Annotated in this window: 17 protein-coding genes and 1 pseudogene; 13 read left to right on the top strand and 5 right to left on the bottom strand. The window is 58.1% G+C overall.

The features are described from left to right. Positions 1–287: hypothetical protein (locus tag LO50_RS25365; RefSeq protein WP_236690583.1), on the top strand; the 287-nt coding region annotated here is incomplete at its 5' end. 5 nt (positions 288–292) lie between these two features. Here LO50_RS25365 and LO50_RS11320 read toward each other — a convergent pair. The 3 genes from LO50_RS11320 to LO50_RS11310 form a co-directional block, all read right to left on the bottom strand. Beyond that, the gene (locus LO50_RS11320; RefSeq protein ID WP_044315040.1) at positions 293–550 is read right to left on the bottom strand and encodes a hypothetical protein; all 258 of its coding nucleotides are present in this window, start codon (positions 548–550) and stop codon (positions 293–295) included. Positions 551–812: 262 nt separating this feature from the next. After that, positions 813–1,304, bottom strand: a complete 492-nt coding sequence (locus tag LO50_RS11315) for a DUF5983 family protein (protein WP_044315039.1) — start codon at positions 1,302–1,304, stop codon at positions 813–815. A gap of 148 nt (positions 1,305–1,452) precedes the next feature. Then, the gene (locus tag LO50_RS11310; RefSeq protein ID WP_040137966.1) at positions 1,453–1,998 is read right to left on the bottom strand and encodes a hypothetical protein; all 546 of its coding nucleotides are present in this window, start codon (positions 1,996–1,998) and stop codon (positions 1,453–1,455) included. Positions 1,999–2,170: 172 nt separating this feature from the next. Between LO50_RS11310 and LO50_RS24135 the strand changes: the two genes are divergently transcribed. The 3 genes from LO50_RS24135 (at position 2,171) to LO50_RS11295 (ending at position 5,092) form a co-directional block, all read left to right on the top strand. Further along, the gene (locus LO50_RS24135; RefSeq protein WP_080902098.1) at positions 2,171–2,611 is read left to right on the top strand and encodes a LexA family protein; all 441 of its coding nucleotides are present in this window, start codon (positions 2,171–2,173) and stop codon (positions 2,609–2,611) included. Positions 2,612–2,686: 75 nt separating this feature from the next. Further along, complete coding sequence (locus LO50_RS11300; protein WP_044315038.1) at positions 2,687–3,808, top strand: ATP-binding protein; 1,122 nt, start codon at positions 2,687–2,689, stop codon at positions 3,806–3,808. A gap of 18 nt (positions 3,809–3,826) precedes the next feature. Continuing rightward, positions 3,827–5,092: a Y-family DNA polymerase gene (locus tag LO50_RS11295; protein ID WP_052816819.1), complete on the top strand. Its 1,266-nt coding sequence runs from the start codon at positions 3,827–3,829 to the stop codon at positions 5,090–5,092. A gap of 6 nt (positions 5,093–5,098) precedes the next feature. On the opposite strand, the gene LO50_RS11290 is transcribed toward LO50_RS11295, so the two are convergent. Further along, positions 5,099–6,001 (bottom strand): DNA-binding protein, encoded by a 903-nt coding sequence (locus LO50_RS11290; protein ID WP_019406702.1) that lies wholly within the window; start codon positions 5,999–6,001, stop codon positions 5,099–5,101. A 337-nt stretch (positions 6,002–6,338) separates the two neighbouring features. Between LO50_RS11290 and LO50_RS11285 the strand changes: the two genes are divergently transcribed. Further along, the gene (locus tag LO50_RS11285; RefSeq protein ID WP_173425594.1) at positions 6,339–7,847 is read left to right on the top strand and encodes a DEAD/DEAH box helicase; all 1,509 of its coding nucleotides are present in this window, start codon (positions 6,339–6,341) and stop codon (positions 7,845–7,847) included. 323 nt (positions 7,848–8,170) lie between these two features. Here the strand turns inward: LO50_RS11285 and LO50_RS11280 are convergent. Then, a pseudogene (locus tag LO50_RS11280) lies at positions 8,171–8,494 on the bottom strand (DUF4158 domain-containing protein); the annotation flags it as partial. Between the two features lie 126 nt (positions 8,495–8,620). On the opposite strand from LO50_RS11280, the gene LO50_RS11275 reads away from it, so the two are divergent. The 8 genes from LO50_RS11275 (at position 8,621) to LO50_RS11240 (ending at position 15,160) form a co-directional block, all read left to right on the top strand. Further along, entirely contained in the window at positions 8,621–9,097 is a 477-nt protein-coding gene (locus LO50_RS11275) for an HU family DNA-binding protein (protein WP_331250369.1), read from the top strand. Beyond that, the gene (locus LO50_RS11270) at positions 9,094–9,273 is read left to right on the top strand and encodes a hypothetical protein (RefSeq protein ID WP_019406503.1); all 180 of its coding nucleotides are present in this window, start codon (positions 9,094–9,096) and stop codon (positions 9,271–9,273) included. Before LO50_RS11275 ends, LO50_RS11270 begins: the two co-directional genes overlap by 4 nt. Before the next feature lie 205 nt (positions 9,274–9,478). Then, positions 9,479–9,802: a hypothetical protein gene (locus LO50_RS11265; protein ID WP_026012505.1), complete on the top strand. Its 324-nt coding sequence runs from the start codon at positions 9,479–9,481 to the stop codon at positions 9,800–9,802. A 20-nt stretch (positions 9,803–9,822) separates the two neighbouring features. Beyond that, positions 9,823–11,289 carry a 3'-5' exonuclease gene (locus tag LO50_RS11260; RefSeq protein WP_019406501.1) on the top strand — a complete coding sequence of 489 codons (1,467 nt, stop codon included), beginning with the start codon at positions 9,823–9,825 and terminating at the stop codon, positions 11,287–11,289. Next, positions 11,282–12,082 carry a hypothetical protein gene (locus LO50_RS11255; protein ID WP_019406500.1) on the top strand — a complete coding sequence of 267 codons (801 nt, stop codon included), beginning with the start codon at positions 11,282–11,284 and terminating at the stop codon, positions 12,080–12,082. Before LO50_RS11260 ends, LO50_RS11255 begins: the two co-directional genes overlap by 8 nt. Positions 12,083–12,480: 398 nt before the next feature. Then, positions 12,481–12,837, top strand: coding sequence for a hypothetical protein (locus tag LO50_RS11250; protein WP_019406499.1), 357 nt, complete (start codon positions 12,481–12,483; stop codon positions 12,835–12,837). Positions 12,838–12,932: 95 nt separating this feature from the next. Then, positions 12,933–13,913: an AAA family ATPase gene (locus LO50_RS11245; RefSeq protein ID WP_019406498.1), complete on the top strand. Its 981-nt coding sequence runs from the start codon at positions 12,933–12,935 to the stop codon at positions 13,911–13,913. A gap of 83 nt (positions 13,914–13,996) precedes the next feature. Beyond that, a complete protein-coding gene (locus tag LO50_RS11240; protein WP_019406497.1) occupies positions 13,997–15,160 on the top strand; it encodes a DUF3150 domain-containing protein in 1,164 nt (387 codons plus the stop codon). Positions 15,161–15,219: the final 59 nt, after the last annotated feature.

Genomic DNA, 15,219 nt, shown 5'->3' with positions numbered 1-15,219 from the left:
TTTTAAAAACAAGCCATAAAACAAGAAAAAAAGATTTAAAAGGGCAGGTGGTTGTGGACAAGGCGGGATCGAGCCCCGGCCTGGGGCCTGATACCACGACCCTCACCTCCTGCGAACCAACTTTGCCAGCTAGCAGCGACAGGGCATCCCTACCAGGGGAAGAGCGGACCTTGGCTGCTCAGCACCTCAGATCAGACAACTATGGAGCACGCAAATTTGCGAGCAACGAATGCTGCTTTGCATGCGGGTTCCCAGTGAAATCACAATTCCAGCCCCAAGCAGAGTAGGGCGGTCAGAACAGCGCCAACTGACCGCACATCGGAGCGATATCAATCCACGTTTCGCCGTCAACCTTGAAGCCGAACGCCATCAGTGCGGCAGCGCAAGCTTCACCGGACACAAACCCAGCCGCTTCGGAGGACTCTGCGGTTGCCAGCAGCACCTGACCGCAGACATTTGAGGTGAAAACACCGACATACATCATGTGTCCGCCATACGCCTGCCAGCTCGCAACGTATGGTCGCTGGCCGCTAACACGCTCAATCGTCATCTCGATGCTTCCTGGTTCGGCAGTCGGATCAGATCCACACGATTAGGATCTTCCCCGCCATTCGGGAAAAACAGGTTGAACTGAACGATGGCGGTGGTCCCTTCCGAGCGCAGCTGGACAGTGGTCTGCCACTGGTCCGTTTGTTCACCGGACCAGGGCGCAACCTCGACCACCTCTTTTCCATGGAAGCATCCCCGCAGTACCAAGGAGGCGGCACTGGTACGCCGCCCGAGCAAATGGAATCGATCAAGGGCCACTGGCACTACCACTCGTAGGTCTTCAGGACATCAACGGCATCCCAGTCCCGATCCAGGCGCACCCAGCCATCGAGCCCCTGACGCTTGAGCCACTGGCGAATATCAGCGGCACACTGCGGCAGCTCTGCTTCCAGCCCCTCTTGCTCCAAGAAGCGAATGAACATGCCAGCGCCGTAATTGGCGACGATGGCCCAGCTACAGGCGTCCGGCTTATCGCTCAGCTCTTGAGCAGTAGCTTGGTCCAGGTGCGCAGTCGAGATAACGGGCATCGCCATCATGTCGAACCGGCCTTCAGTGATACGGACGCGGTGAGAGTGATCTTCGAGAGTGGCGGGCGTGTCACCAGTGACCAGGCCCTTGCCTGTGATATCGCAAACGATCTGCTCAAGATTGGCGTACAACTCGCCTCGTTGCATGGCGATCCCAGTGGCCTCCTCATCACCACCATTCGGGTTGACGGTGCCGCTGAAGATCAATGAAAAGTTGAGGGGTTGCATACGGGTGTCCTCGCTGTTTGGATTGCTTCCAGGCTATCGCTGACCCGAAGAAACCCAAGCTGAGCCGGCGCGCCTTTGCTTAGCTACCGGCAGCGAGGGCCGTACATGCCTACAAAACCCAGAAGAAAATTCCTCCCTGAAAGCGGTTCTATGCAGGTTGCTCGTTCGGGTTCTTGACCAAGTGCTCAAACAGCACACGCGCGGAAAAAACTTCCAGTTCGGCGGGCGTAATGGGGGAGGGGTGAGGTGCTGCACCTGGCTTCAGAATTCGGGTGCCCTGAGCGGTATGCCAATCGAAGACCATGAAGTGCAGCGATAGGCCACCTTGAAGCCTTGGCAAAGCCTTGAGCGTTTGGGTATGGCTGGCATACAGAGCCAAAGCCAGCGCCAGATCACGGGAGGAAGCCCGATCCCGTTTTTCTGGGCGCAGCGCATCGTAATGAGACAAGGCGCCCGCTAGCACATCAACTGGGCTGAGCCCGGCAGCATGCTTCAGCATTTCGCCCGAGCACATAGCGCGATACCCCTCAGGTGTCAGCTGAGCAACCAGACGCGAGCCCTGCGGAATGCTGTAGGAATAGAGCCAGAAGCCTCCCGAGGACGTAACATCTTCCTGACCGGCGTCCAGCACCCACCCAGCGCTCTCAATTTGGGCCGCAAATTTGCGACCGCGTGCTTTTCCAGCCTCGTCCATTGGTGACTCCGCTGTGATTATTTGCGGGGCCAATCCCCGCGAGAACAGGCTTGCATGGAACCGGCGAAACCCAAGGCGAGCAATCACTGGAATTCCCAGGGGAAAAACTCGTTTCAGGATTCAGGCTGCCGCACTAGAATACTGTCTGTATGTACAGTATTGGTTTCGCATCATGATCCCGCTCACTGCCAAGCTCTCGCCAAGCGCCTCAAGTCAACCGCTCCCCCTGGCTGGGCCTGTGAGCTGCGGGTTTCCATCGCCTGCGGCCGACTACGCGGTACCGGATCTATCGCTCGATGAGCTGGTGGGTATCAGGCCGACCAGCTCGATTTTCCTCTTCCGCGCGTCAGGGGACTCAATGCTCGGAACCGGCATCCGCGACGGCGACATCCTGGTGGTGGATAAGGCGAAGGAGGCCAAGGTCGGCGATGTGGTGCTGGCCATCATCGGATGCGAGTTCACCGTCAAGGAGCTGGCCAAGGATGAACAAGGCAATTTCTCCCTCGTGGCCACGAACCCGGCGTATCCGCCGATTGTGCTGGGCGAGGCAGAAACCTTGGAGGTGTGGGGGGTGTGCATCTGGGTGTTGCGCCAGATGGGCGCCGCCAGATGAGTTGCGGGGGGTTGGGTTTATGCTGGATTATGCAAAAATGAATAATTATTCAGAATCGCATAAAGGTGCATATTCATGACCACCAAGGATCGTCTGCACTTCCCCCGGCACGCGCTGGCCGAGTCCATTTTGCTGGGCTTCGAGAACAACATCCAGACTGCCACGACCATTTTCGCTCCGCGTCGAAAAGGCAAGACCACGTTCGTGCGCAACGATCTCATTCCGATGGCCAGAGACAAGGGGTTTCTTGTTGCGACCGCTGACCTATGGCTGGACAAGGATCACCCGGTGCGAGTTATCGCGCGGGCATTGCAGGAGGCCATTCATGGCACCGGCTTTGTCCGGCGCACCTTGCTACGGTTTACGAGGCCCGGTCAGGTGATCAGTGGCGTGAACGCCGGTGCCGGGGCGGACGGAGTATCCATTGGCCTCGATCTGGCGGACGACGCGGGGCTTGTCCTGCCCGAGCTGTTCGAACGATTCAGCCAGCTCGGCAAAGGCAAGGCGCTGCTGATCATCGACGAGGTTCAGCACCTCGCCACGCGCAAGGAATTCGAGACGTTCACCGCCACGCTGCGCACGCTACTGCAGGGCGCGCAAGGTAAGGTCTATGCCGTGTTTACCGGCTCTTCTCAGCATGGTCTGGCGCGCATGTTCCGGCGCAGCAAAGCCCCTTTCTACCAGTACGGTTCGGAGGTCAGTTTCCCGGAGCTGGGTATGGAATTCGCGCAGCACCTTGCCGCCTTGTATTTCGAGGCCACCGGCCGAACCTGGGAAGCTGCCGAGGCGTTCTCGTTGTACGTGCGGCGCGGAATGATGCCCAAGCATTTGCGCGAGATTTACAACCTGAGCCTGACGCAGAACCTGCCCGTAGTTGAGGCGGATAAAATCGTCTGGGCTTCCATGCTCGACGAAGGCCAGTTCGCCACCCTGATCGAGAGCTTGGCTCCGCTGGATCAGGCATTGCTTGTGGGCATTCTCACTGGGGAATCCTTGTTCTCGGCTGAATACCGCAAGAGGCTCGGTGATGAACTCCCCAGCGGAATAGCGCCTACGACGACTCAGGTGCAGTCAGCGCTCAAACGCCTGCAGCGAGCCGAACTGATCGGTAACCTCGACCACGGCAGTTGGAGCATTGAGGACGGCGCCTTGCAAAGCTACCTGCGGCGGGTTTTGCTGGACGATGATCAGGACTGACCCCGCTGGCTGGCTGCCATGACTATCGCCTTGATCGACGCGAACGCCTTCTACTGCTCGGCGCAGATCCTGTTCGAGCCGTGGCTGCGTGACTCTGCGGTGGTGGTCGCCAGCAACGGGGATGGATGTGTGGTCAGTCGTAATGACCCGGCCAAGGCGCTCGGCATAAAAATGGGCCAGCCGGTATTCGAGCTGCGCGACCTCGAAGCCCGAAATCAGGTGAAGATTTTCTCCTCGAACTACTCGCTCTACCAATCGCTCAGCAATCGCATGATGGCCATCCTGGAGGAGCATTCGCCTCGAATCTCCCCGTACTCAATCGACGAATGTTTTTCGTGGCTCGATGGTATTGCCGACCCGGAGGCCTGGGGCCGGCAGGCGCAGGCACAAGTGATGCGGCGCATTGGCTTGCCGGTGGGTGTTGGCATCGGCCCCACCAAGACGCTCGCCAAGCTGGCCAACTGGGCGGCGAAGAGATGGAAGGCCAAGACGGGATGCGTGGTGCTGCTGACCGACCCTTCGCGACAGGAAAAGCTACTCCGCTATGCGCCGGTTGGAGAGGTTTGGGGGATTGGCCGGAGGTTGAGCGCGAGACTTGAATCGGAGCTGAGCATCAAGACCGCCTGGCAGCTGGCCAACGCCGATCCGAAGCTACTGCGCCGCTACTTCAGCGTCAACGTCGAGCGTACCGCGCGCGAGCTGTGCGGTATCCCATGTTTTCCCTTTGGCGACACAGGGCCGGAGCGCAAGCAGCAGATCATCAGCTCACGGACATTCGGGGAGAAGATTTACCGCTTGGAATCCCTGCGTAGCGCCGTGGCGCATTACACCTCGGTTGCTGCTGCCAAGCTGCGCGCCCAGGGGAGTTTGGCAAACTGCATTCAGGTCTTCGCTCAAAGCAGTGCCTTTGCCCCCGGCGAGCGCTTCAGCGGAACGCGGATCATGGCGCTGCCGTACCCGACCGATGACACACGCGATCTGGTTGCAGCAGCGCAGCAAGGGCTCGGCGCGATGTTTCGTGAAGGTGTGGCTTATGCCAAGGCCGGTGTGATCCTAAGTCAGTTCGTCGAGCGGGGTGCCATCACCGGCGACCTCTTCGCACCGGCGCCGCGCAGCGGAAGCAAGGCTGTCATGCAGGTGATGGATGCGATCAATGCCAGACAGGGCAGGGGAGCTATTCGCCTCGGCAGCGATCATGAGGGCGGCGGATGGGTGATGCGGCAGAGGCTTCTGAGCCCGTCCTACACCACCTCCTGGCAGGAATTACCCCAAGCGCGCTGCTGAGGGCGCCTAGCCCTGCTCACCGTTCTTTGCTGGCTTCTTCTCAGCGCGAAGCTCCTTCAGCTCTTCCTTCAGCTCGCTCAAGCTGCCCCTGGCGGTTTCCAGTTCTCTGCTGGTGGACTCAAGCCGCGCCTGCACGGCCTGCAGAGTGATTTGGGCCTGGTGGGCATCGCCATTGGCACGGGCGGCTGCCTCCTGAGCTGCTGCCTGCTGCTGGCGTGCCTCACGCTCGCGCTCTTCTGCTGCCGACACACGCTGGATAGCGGCATCGAGCTTGGCGGCGGCGACTGCCGCTTGTTGCTCTGCCGACTGCTTACCGGACAGTGCCTCGTCGAGCGCGGTGCGGAGCCGTTCCACTTCCCCTTCCAGGCGAGGCATGGATTCGAGCCGCAGTTCGGCGCGGGCCAGGGCGTGCTGCGCCGTCTCTGCCACTTCTCGCTCACGGTTTGCCCTGGTGTCGGCTGCCTCCACCTCTTCCTCGGCTTCACTGCGCACGCGCTCGATTTCCTCGCGGATCTCGCTGATGGTCCCTGCCTGCTGCTCGACCTTGGCGCGGGCTTCGTCCAGGGCGCGGAGGGTCGTGGCCAGCTGCTCGGCCAGCTCGCTGTTTTCCTGCTGGCACAGTGTCAGGGTGTCCTCGGCCTCGTTTGCGCGCTCATCGGCGCGAACAGCGGCTTCGCCGGCTGCTGCGCGGACTTGCTCGGCAATGAGCTGGACGATGCGAGGGTCCAGCTGGATCTCCGGCGCCGCCACTGAAGGCTTGCGTGCACGCCAGCTGGCGAGCAGTGGGGTGATCTGGTTTGGGGAGCCCCCACCAAGGTGATCGCGCACGGAGCGCACAGAGACGCGGTTGCCTGAGGCCTCAAGGGCATCTGCTGCAGCGAAAACCCTATCCGGTGTGATGTTGGCCATGGTGTGCTCCGAAACGTAATAACAGATAACGAATAACATGATACCACATAACGTTATCTATGCCGTGATTTTATGAGGTGATGAAACACAGCCGTGCTACTGCAGGGCGGGTTGCTGATCTGGCTTTGCTCGTGCACTTATCGCAGACGCGTATGCGGGGCCGGCGTGGGGCGAGCCCAGTGCTCAGGTAGGCGCCGCAGATCTCGCGAATTGCCGATACAGCCCATAGAGGTGCCCGTCGCGCCGGGGACCAGCCGTGGGCAGCGAACCCGAGAAATGGTGTGCCGGCACTCCTCAGTCGGCCGGGCTTGGGTTTCCCAGAAGCGGTGTTCTCCTGATGTCAGCACTTCAGGGAGGCACCATGCAGCTCAGGGCTTACCAGAACGATCAGGTTTCAGATTTGCGCGAGGGAATCCGCCAGCAATTCCTCGTGCAGATGCTCATGAGCCCTACCGGCTCGGGCAAGACCGAGGTCGCGAAATACGTCATCGCCAATGCGGCGGCAAAGCAGAACAAGGTCTGGTTCATAGTCGATAGCGTCAAACTGCTTGATCAGACGCTTGCGCGCTTCCACGCCGATGGCATATATGCCGGCGCTATTCAGTCGAATCACCCGTGCACCGACTACTCGAAAGTGGTTCAGGTGGCAACGGTTCAGTCACTCGGGCCGCGCCTGGACTGGTTGCTGCGAACTCAGCCGCCCAAGCTGGTGGTGATCGATGAGGCGCACGTCCTGTTCAAGGCGCATCAGGATCTGATCCAGTGGTGCCGCAAGAACAAGGTGCCGGTGATCGGATTGAGCGCGACGCCGTTCAAGCGGGGGCTCGGCAAAATCTATGACCGTCTGGTCAATCGCATCAGCACTAAGCAGCTGACAGACCAAGGCTTCCTAGTCCCTGCCGAGTGTTACGCCCCGCATGTGCCTGACCTGAAAGGTGTAGGAACATCGACTGGCGGTGACTGGGCTGAAGATGAGCTAGCCCGCGTCATGGGCGGCGCCGATATCCTCGGGGATGTCGTAAGCCACTGGAAGCAGCTGGGCGAGAACCGGCAAACACTGGTCTTTGCCTGCAATGTCCATCACGCCAAGCAACTTGCCGAGTCGTTCTTCAATGCGGGCGTAATGGCCGCGCACATCGACGGATACATGCACTCTGACGAATCCGACGAGATTATTCGGCTCTACAAGTCTGGCAAGATTAAGGTGCTGGTTTCAGTCGGGATGCTAGCCAAAGGGTTCGACGACCCCCGGACCTCGTGCATCGTGATCGCCCGCCCGACCAAGAGCCTGATGTTGCACTACCAGATCCTGGGACGGGTTTTGCGGATATTCGAAGGCAAGACCAACGGCATCATCATCGATCATGCGGGGAATCTTCTGCGTAACGGGCTCCCCACTGACCCGCTACCAGACCGGCTCGACATGGGTGACGGTGACCCGGTAGATCGGGCCAAGCCGGATAACAACCCTGACAAGGAAGCTAAGACCAAGCCGTGCCCAACCTGCAGCTATGTGATGACCGGCTTGATCTGTCCCCGCTGCGGGTTCGAGATCAAGATCGACGCCGGCGTGGAGGTAGCAGCTGGCGTTCTGGTTAAATTGGCAGACCGCAAGACCAAGCTGGCCCCGAACACGAAGCAACACGCTTACGCAGAGCTGCTGGGGTATGCCCAGATGAAAGGCAAAAGTCCCATGTGGGCGCAAGGCGCCTATCAGGCGTTCATGGCTGAGCCAATCCAGCGCGAGTGGGTGAACACGGTTGCGTCGGTGCCGCCAGGCGAGCCGATGCAGCAATGGGTCAAGGGCTACAACGTAAGGCGTGCGAAGAGTAAGCGGCGCGCATGAGGGCCTTGGGATTTTCCCTACCAGGGGCAAGCTATCTGCAGTCAATCGGCATCAAGGAAATTGCTGTGCACTGCTACCAGAAGCGACTCACTGCTTACGCACTTCTAATGGCAACACTCACTGGTTGCGCCAACCACGCTGCGCCGAGCAGCGTGCCGACCACCCAAGCGGCGCGAGATGCCGTCACCACACCCGCTCGGCCGATCCCGGTCTAGGGTGCGTGCCGAGATAAGGGAAAATTTCACTCACTTCCTCTCTAACCTTTTGATCCATAGGTGAATTCTACGCTCGAATACATTGGGCGTGCCGACATGCGCTACCCTCGTCACACCGAGGCGAACTCGGATCGCGTTCATGTGGCGATATTGCTGGAACCACTTGTATTCCGCGAGTTTCACCTTGCTACGCTGACCCAACTCTCCGCGAATGAAATCCACCAGTTGATCAGGTACGTCGGTGATATCAGGAAAATACCGGAGCACCTGAAAGGTCTTGAGGAGAACGGCGAGATTGAGGTGAAAAGGGGCCTTGGACTTGCTTCGTACCCATTTAATCTCATCATCTGAGAACGAAAAATCTCGCTGCAGCTCAGCTTTTGAATACGCCTTTGGCAGAGTGGGATACGCCGTACGCTCTAATGAAGCCATAGGAACTCCTTTTCTGAGGAGTCAGAAAAGATAGTCCACGATCAGAGGCTGTGCGGTCTATTTGGTAAATTCTCTTGGCATCAACACGTTACGAGCGAAGTGAGTGAATTTTCCCTTCATCTCGGCATGACCCGGTCTACATCCTGCCCAGCTGCAAGACCCATGCAGGGGTACGTCACTGCCAATGGATCGAGCCGCGCGGCCACGCGCCGAACAGCGAGGCACGGCCAAAAGTGGAGTCGGGCCAGGGCATCGCAATCTGAGCCAATGGGCTCTCGAAACAGAAAACTGCATTCCAACAAGCACAGGAGATACCGCATGACTCGACAGGAACTGGTAAAGGCCGTTGCAGAGCGGGCAGGCCACAGCCAAACCGCTGTAAACGAAATGCTCAACGCCATGATTGGGACGATCCAGGACACCGTGGCTGCAGGGGACAAAGTGGTACTGGTCGGCTTCGGCGCTTTCGAGCCGGTGAGCCGGCCTGAGCGCGATGGGCGCAATCCTCAGACCGGCGCGAAGATCACCATTGCCGCATCGACGACCCCGAAGTTCACCCCCGGCAAGGCATTCAAGGATGCCGTCAATCAGGGGGGAAAATGAGCATCCAGGAAGAGATTCAGGCGGTCATTACGGCTCCTGAAACCAGCCACTGGCTGCGTGATGCGCTGATAGCAGCGTCGTTGCGCGATCCCGTGGATGCTGCCAATGATGCCGAGGTGTTGAGCGATCTGATGTCCCGACGCTGCGCGCAGCTTCTGGGGGGAGGGGAGGGCTAAACCTACAACAATCGTGCTGCTTTAGCCCCTTTTGGTGGAGGCTGCGTATGGGACCATACCGCAATCACCAAGGGGCTTTTTCATGTCCACGATTTCTTGCGGCAAGACCACCGGCGCCGGTCATTTCACAGACCTAGCGAGCCACGCCTGGATGATTCTGACTTTCCGCCATCGGGGCGCGGGGCTTGATCTGGGGGGCGCGCACATGCTGCTACTCGGCATCGTCGCGAGCCTTGTCGCCGGAGTAACTGCGCTGCTTCCGGTCGCCGGCGATCAAGTTGAGTTCTTGGCGTTCTGGCAAGCCGCTCTGGTAACCGGCATAGCGATCAGTGTGTTCTACGTTGTGCTCGGCCGGCGAAGCGCGGCAGCCATGATCGCTCTCATACTGTTCACAGCGCCGGTGGAACTCGCCCTGCTGCTGCTCTTCGAAAGCCCCCATCTGTTCATCCTGCTGATCAAGCTCTGGCTGTTCAGTGCTCAAGCCGTCTTTGTCCTCCGTGCTGATCGTGTCGCGGTCAGCTGCCAGTAATTCCAGGCGAATTTTTCTCTGTGAATCCGACCCACGAACAACAACCGATCATCGACTATCGCGGGCCATATCTCGTTGTGAAGGCGTATGCCGGCTGCGGAAAAACGGCAACGCTCGAAGCCTTCGCCTACGCCAACACGTCGATCAAGATTCTGTACCTGGCTTACAACAAGGCCATCAAGGATGAGGCCATGGCCCGATTCCCTGACAACGTGATCTGCAAGACAGGCCATCAGTTGGCATGGCCGCGCTTTGGCACCCGGTACGCCCATAAGCTGGGCAATCCGAAGCTCACCGATGTCTCCAAGCTACTTGCGACACGCGATTGGGGGTTCGTGCGGCACGTCATGGCCGTCTTCAACAACTTCACCAGCAGTGCAGAACCGGAAATTGGCATGTGCCATTTCATCGCGGCTCTCTCGGACGAAGAGCGAGACGCATACGGAGATTCACGCATCGAAAAACTACTCAACGGGGCGGGGGCAGTCTGGGAGGCCATGACCGACGAGAAGAGCGCTTTTGTCTGCGCGCATGACGCATACCTGAAGCTGTACCAGCTTAGCGATCCGCAGCTCGACTACGACTGCATCCTGCTCGATGAGGCACAAGATACAAACCCCGTCCTTGGAGCCATAGTCGCCGGCCAGCGTGGGCAGAAGATTTTTGTGGGGGATAAATTGCAGCAGATCTACAGGTGGCGCGGCGCGGAAAACGCCCTGGATAAGCAGATCGAGCAGGGCGCCGAAGCGATGTACCTGACCAACTCGTTCCGCTTCGGGCCGATGATCGCTGGCGTTGCCAATGCCATTCTGCGGCTCCAGGGCGAGACACGCCCACTGGTTGGGCTAGGGCCGGCTGACAGAGTGCAGACCTCAATGTCCGGGATACGCGGCCAGTACACCATCCTGAACCGCACCGTGACAGGTGTGCTGATGTCTGCCATCGACTCCGTAGCCAACGGACTCACTGTGTTCTGGAACGGCGGAATCGAGGCCTACAATCTGTCACAGCTCGAAGATGTCTACTACCTGAAGACCAACAAGCACAGCCAGATCCAGGACTATCGGCTCAAGCACTTCAAGTCATACGAGGCATACACCGACGCTGCTGAGGCGAGTGAAGATCCCGAGATGCTTCGCACCATGCGGATTCTGAAAACCTACGGTGACATCCCCCGGCTGATCTCATCGCTGCGTCAATGCACGGTCGATGACATCACCGAAGCTGACGTGGTGCTGAGCACCGCGCATCGAGCTAAGGGCCTTGAATGGGATGTAGTGCTGCTGGAGGAAGATTTCCCGGACATTTTCGATGAGGAACGAGTAGACCCCTCGCAAGTAGGTGATGAGCTGAACCTTCTGTATGTGGCCGTGACGCGCGCGCGACGAACCCTTGTCATCAATTCCATCGTTCAAACGATCATCGTTCGAGCACACAGAGCGGCGAAGAGAGGGCTGCCTGCAAGTAGAGAATCCCTCCATGATTGAGCTATTTGTTGCCCTGCTGCTGGTGCCTGCATCGGTCATAACCATCTGGGATCTGATGATGCACAGGCTTGCACCCAGTGCGCGCAAACTGACGCGGCTGACGGGCTATATCGGGGTGCCAGTACACGAACTGTCTCACGCATTGGTCTGCGTGCTGTTTGGTATGCGGATAACGAAGATGGCGTTCTATCAGCCGAACAGTGCCACCGGCACGCTAGGGTTCGTCGAGTACCGCTATTCGCCGTACTCAATGAAGCATGCGCTTGGGATGGCCTTGCAGGGCATTGCGCCGCTTCTCGCCGGAGCCGTCATCGTGGGGCTTCTGCTGGCCAACCGTGGGCCAGCTGAGCTGCCGGATAGTGGCGTAGGACATATCGTGGGGTGGCTTGGCGGAGTAGTCGTAGGTACCGCTCTCGCAGCCTGGGCTCAGGCCATGACCGGCCCGGTGGGGTTAGGTGCTGTGCTATTGGCGACAATCATCAGCATGCACGCAATTCCGAGCCTGGCAGATATCAAATCCGGCTTGCGGGGCTTGATCGTATTGGTGGGGTTTGCAGCAGCTGTAGCTGTGGCCATCGATCTGTTCTGGGTGTACGGGCCAGACGTAGGCAAGGATCTCGACAGCATCGTTCGAGTGGTGACGCTCCAAATAGAAAGGGGCATGTGGGCAGCCCTTTACGGGGCCGTGAGCTTGGTCACCTTGACGATCCTCGGCGGGCTGGCACTCATCGTGATCCCCTCTCTGTGCCTGCAAGTAGTTCAGTTCATCCGAGGGGCGCGCGGCGATATCTGAGTGACCAACGCGGCAGAAATTGCTCAGATATCTAGGGAAGCGCGTCCCAAGATCTTCAGTCCCGTGGGGCAAGCGATTTGGGTGCGCTGAAGCCGAGCCCATACCACCTCGGTGGGTCAGGATCTTGTGTGCACCCCTTGTGAAACCCATCCAGGCGATGGCATGATGCTCTGGCGCAAGCTGTGCGCTGAACAGCTAAAGATCTCTTGCAGACGTGCAAACGTCTCGCACTCCAAGTGTACCGAAAGGTGCCGCTCCAGAAATCAATCACCCACGCATGCGCGTTGGTGTTTGTTCCGTGCCTAGCACGGGTCGAAGCTGACGACTCATTCAGCCCAATAGCCCTTGCGGGGAATCTCCGTAAGGGGGATTTCTCCGCTCAAATCTGGAGTAGAGAAATGGAAAAGCAGCACGTAATCAATCTGACGAAGTTCAAGGCTACTGCCGAGATGGAACGTTTCGGCGTTCACGATTTGTCGGATTGGAAACAGTTTCAGGAAATCCGAGATCTTCTGTATTTCCCGACCCCTCCCTCGCCGGAGATTATCACCAGTCGCGTTGAGCGCCTGGGTGAGATCGCCCTGCAGGAGGCTAAGAAAACGGGTGCGGTTGACGTTCTGGTCGCCTGCCCGCCTTGGATGAACGCTACGCTTTGCCGTGAGCTTCTGTATCACGGCCTCAAGCCAGTGGTGTCTTTCACCAAGAAAAACCTTGAACAGGGACATGTCCTTGTTTCTCTTGTAGCAGCTGCATAAGCCGCAACAAATAACCAACCTACCCATCGGGGGAGATATCCCCTATGGGAGTTCTCCGTCTTTGGGCAACTTGCTTTTGAGAATGGAGAAATAAAATGCAACTGAATATCCAAGTTGGAATGAAAGAGTTTGGCTTCCAATCCGATGCAACTGCGCCGGCTTTTTCGCCAAACCACAATCTTTCGCAACACGTTGAGCCAGCAAAGCCGTACTTCTTCAGGAAGGAACTGCTTTCTCAGTTTATGAGTTGGCTTTACGCCCCGGCAGGTGACAGCTGTTTGCTCGTCGGCCCAACGGGTGCCGGTAAGTCTTCGCTCGTCGAACAAACGTGCGCGCGACTCAACTGGCCAAGCATTACCGTCTCAGCACATAGCCGCATGGAGATGCCGGAGTTGACAGGCTACAACCTGCCAGTAACGGACCCTGTGTCGGGCGATCTGAACACGAAATTCGTGGACGGGCCGCTCACCAAGGCTATGCGACATGGGCTCGTGTTCGTCCTGGACGAGTACGACACCCTCGATCCTTCGGTAACGGTGGGCCTCCACGCGGTAATGGAGGGGCGTCCACTGGTGATCGCTGAAAACAACGGCGAGGTCATTCGGCCACATGCCAATTTCCGTTTCGTCGCTTGCGGCAACACGGCAGGGCAGTCGGATGAGATGGGGGTTTATGCCGCTACGATGCAGCAGAACCTGGCATCGCTCGACCGATTCCGAGTGTTCGAGGTGGAATACCTTGAGCCGAAGGATGAAGTTGATCTGGTCGTTAAAGCCGTACCAGGGATAACAAAGGAAATCGTCGAGAACATGGTGAAGATTGCAAATAGTGTTCGTGATCAACACCAAGGTAAAGGCGGTAACTATCTCAGCGTTACAATGTCCACTCGGACTTTGTTGCGTTGGGCTCGGATTGGCAATGGATATACATTGGCCAAGAAGAAAAACCCGTTGAAACTCGCTCTGCAAGAGTCGCTGCTTAATCGCTGCGACAAAGTGCAGAAGCTTGCAATCGATAAGATGGCAAGCAGCGTGTTTGGTAACGACTGGCCGGTTGAAGTAGATAAACCGTTCTAATCGTAAACAGCCCTGAGGGGGAACTTTCCCCTTAGGGGCGAAGTTCCCCCTTTTTTTGCTTTAGAGAAAAGGAGAACTTCGCAATGACTATCCAACAGAACGAAATCCAGATTCTGGACCAGATCCTGCTGGTAGACCTCTCGGGCATCCACCTGTGGACTGCTCGGAAGAAACTGAAGCCTGAAATGCTGGAGGGTAAAATTCCACCGGCACGGCTGGCCTCATTGGGTTCGATGCGAGTAATCGATCCCGAAAAGCTCAAGCCGTTCGAGAAAGTCAAACGGCGTGCGATCAAGGTCCTGGAAGACTATGGAATCAAATTCCTCGGCGGCTATGCCATACCGCAGGAGAAGATCCAGAGGGTTGTAGACGAGCTTGAAGCTCTGAAGAACCAGTTCTATGACCTGAAGAAAAACTTCATTCCTAACTATGACCGTTGGGTCAATGAATGGGTGCAGCAGGAGTGGGAGCGTGCCGAATGGCGAGAAGCCATTATGCAAAGCATCACGCCGAAACATCAGGTAGAGGCCGGTCTTCAGTTCGGTTACGCGGCTTGCCGTGTGGCGCCGGACGGCGACAAGCACCTATCTGCAACGCTTGGGAGTCAAGTGCGCGGCCTGTCGGATCAGCTCTACGCTGAGACGGCAGAGACAGCCGAACGTTTGATGGAAAACGGCCTGGCCACTCGTGGCCATGTCACCCAGACGACCCTCAACACGATTCGCAAGATGAACACCAAGCTCAAGGGCCTGATGTTCCTGTCGAGCGATGTCCAAGCCCTGTCCACCTACATCGACGAAACCCTTGCGGTTTTGCCGGCCTCAGGGGTGGTCAATGGCACGCAGTACAGCAACATTGTGACGTTGGTATCGGGGCTCTCGGATGAGGACTCGATACGCCGGCTGATCAAGAACCTCAACATCGCCAATGGCTCGCCCGAGCAGGATGATGTTGCGGTACCAGCTGCTGTGCAGCCTGCGGAAACAGTCACGACGCAACCTGCTGAAGCGACTGAGCCGAAGGTGCAGCTAGAAAACGAACTGGTATCCCAGCAGATCCAGGCAGAGGAAGAGATCGAGCAGGCCGGCATGGCTGATTCGTTCAACCCCTTTGATCTGGTCGGCGCCGAGGATGCTGCTTCAACCGAGCAAGCAGAGGACGAGGACGTGCTTCCAGAGCCTCAACCGCTGGTTGTTCCACCCGTATCTGTCAGTAGCGTCGTCTCTCACGGCGTATTCAGCTTCTGACACCAACACTAAACCCCGCCTGGGAGCAAACCTCCCAGCGGGGGTTTCTCCGTCTGGCG

Origin of the sequence: Stutzerimonas stutzeri (assembly GCF_000935215.1) — a bacterium.
Classification (GTDB): domain Bacteria; phylum Pseudomonadota; class Gammaproteobacteria; order Pseudomonadales; family Pseudomonadaceae; genus Stutzerimonas.
The sequence above is the reverse complement of the archived record's forward strand: the minus strand, read 5'-3'. Positions and strand labels throughout refer to the sequence as shown.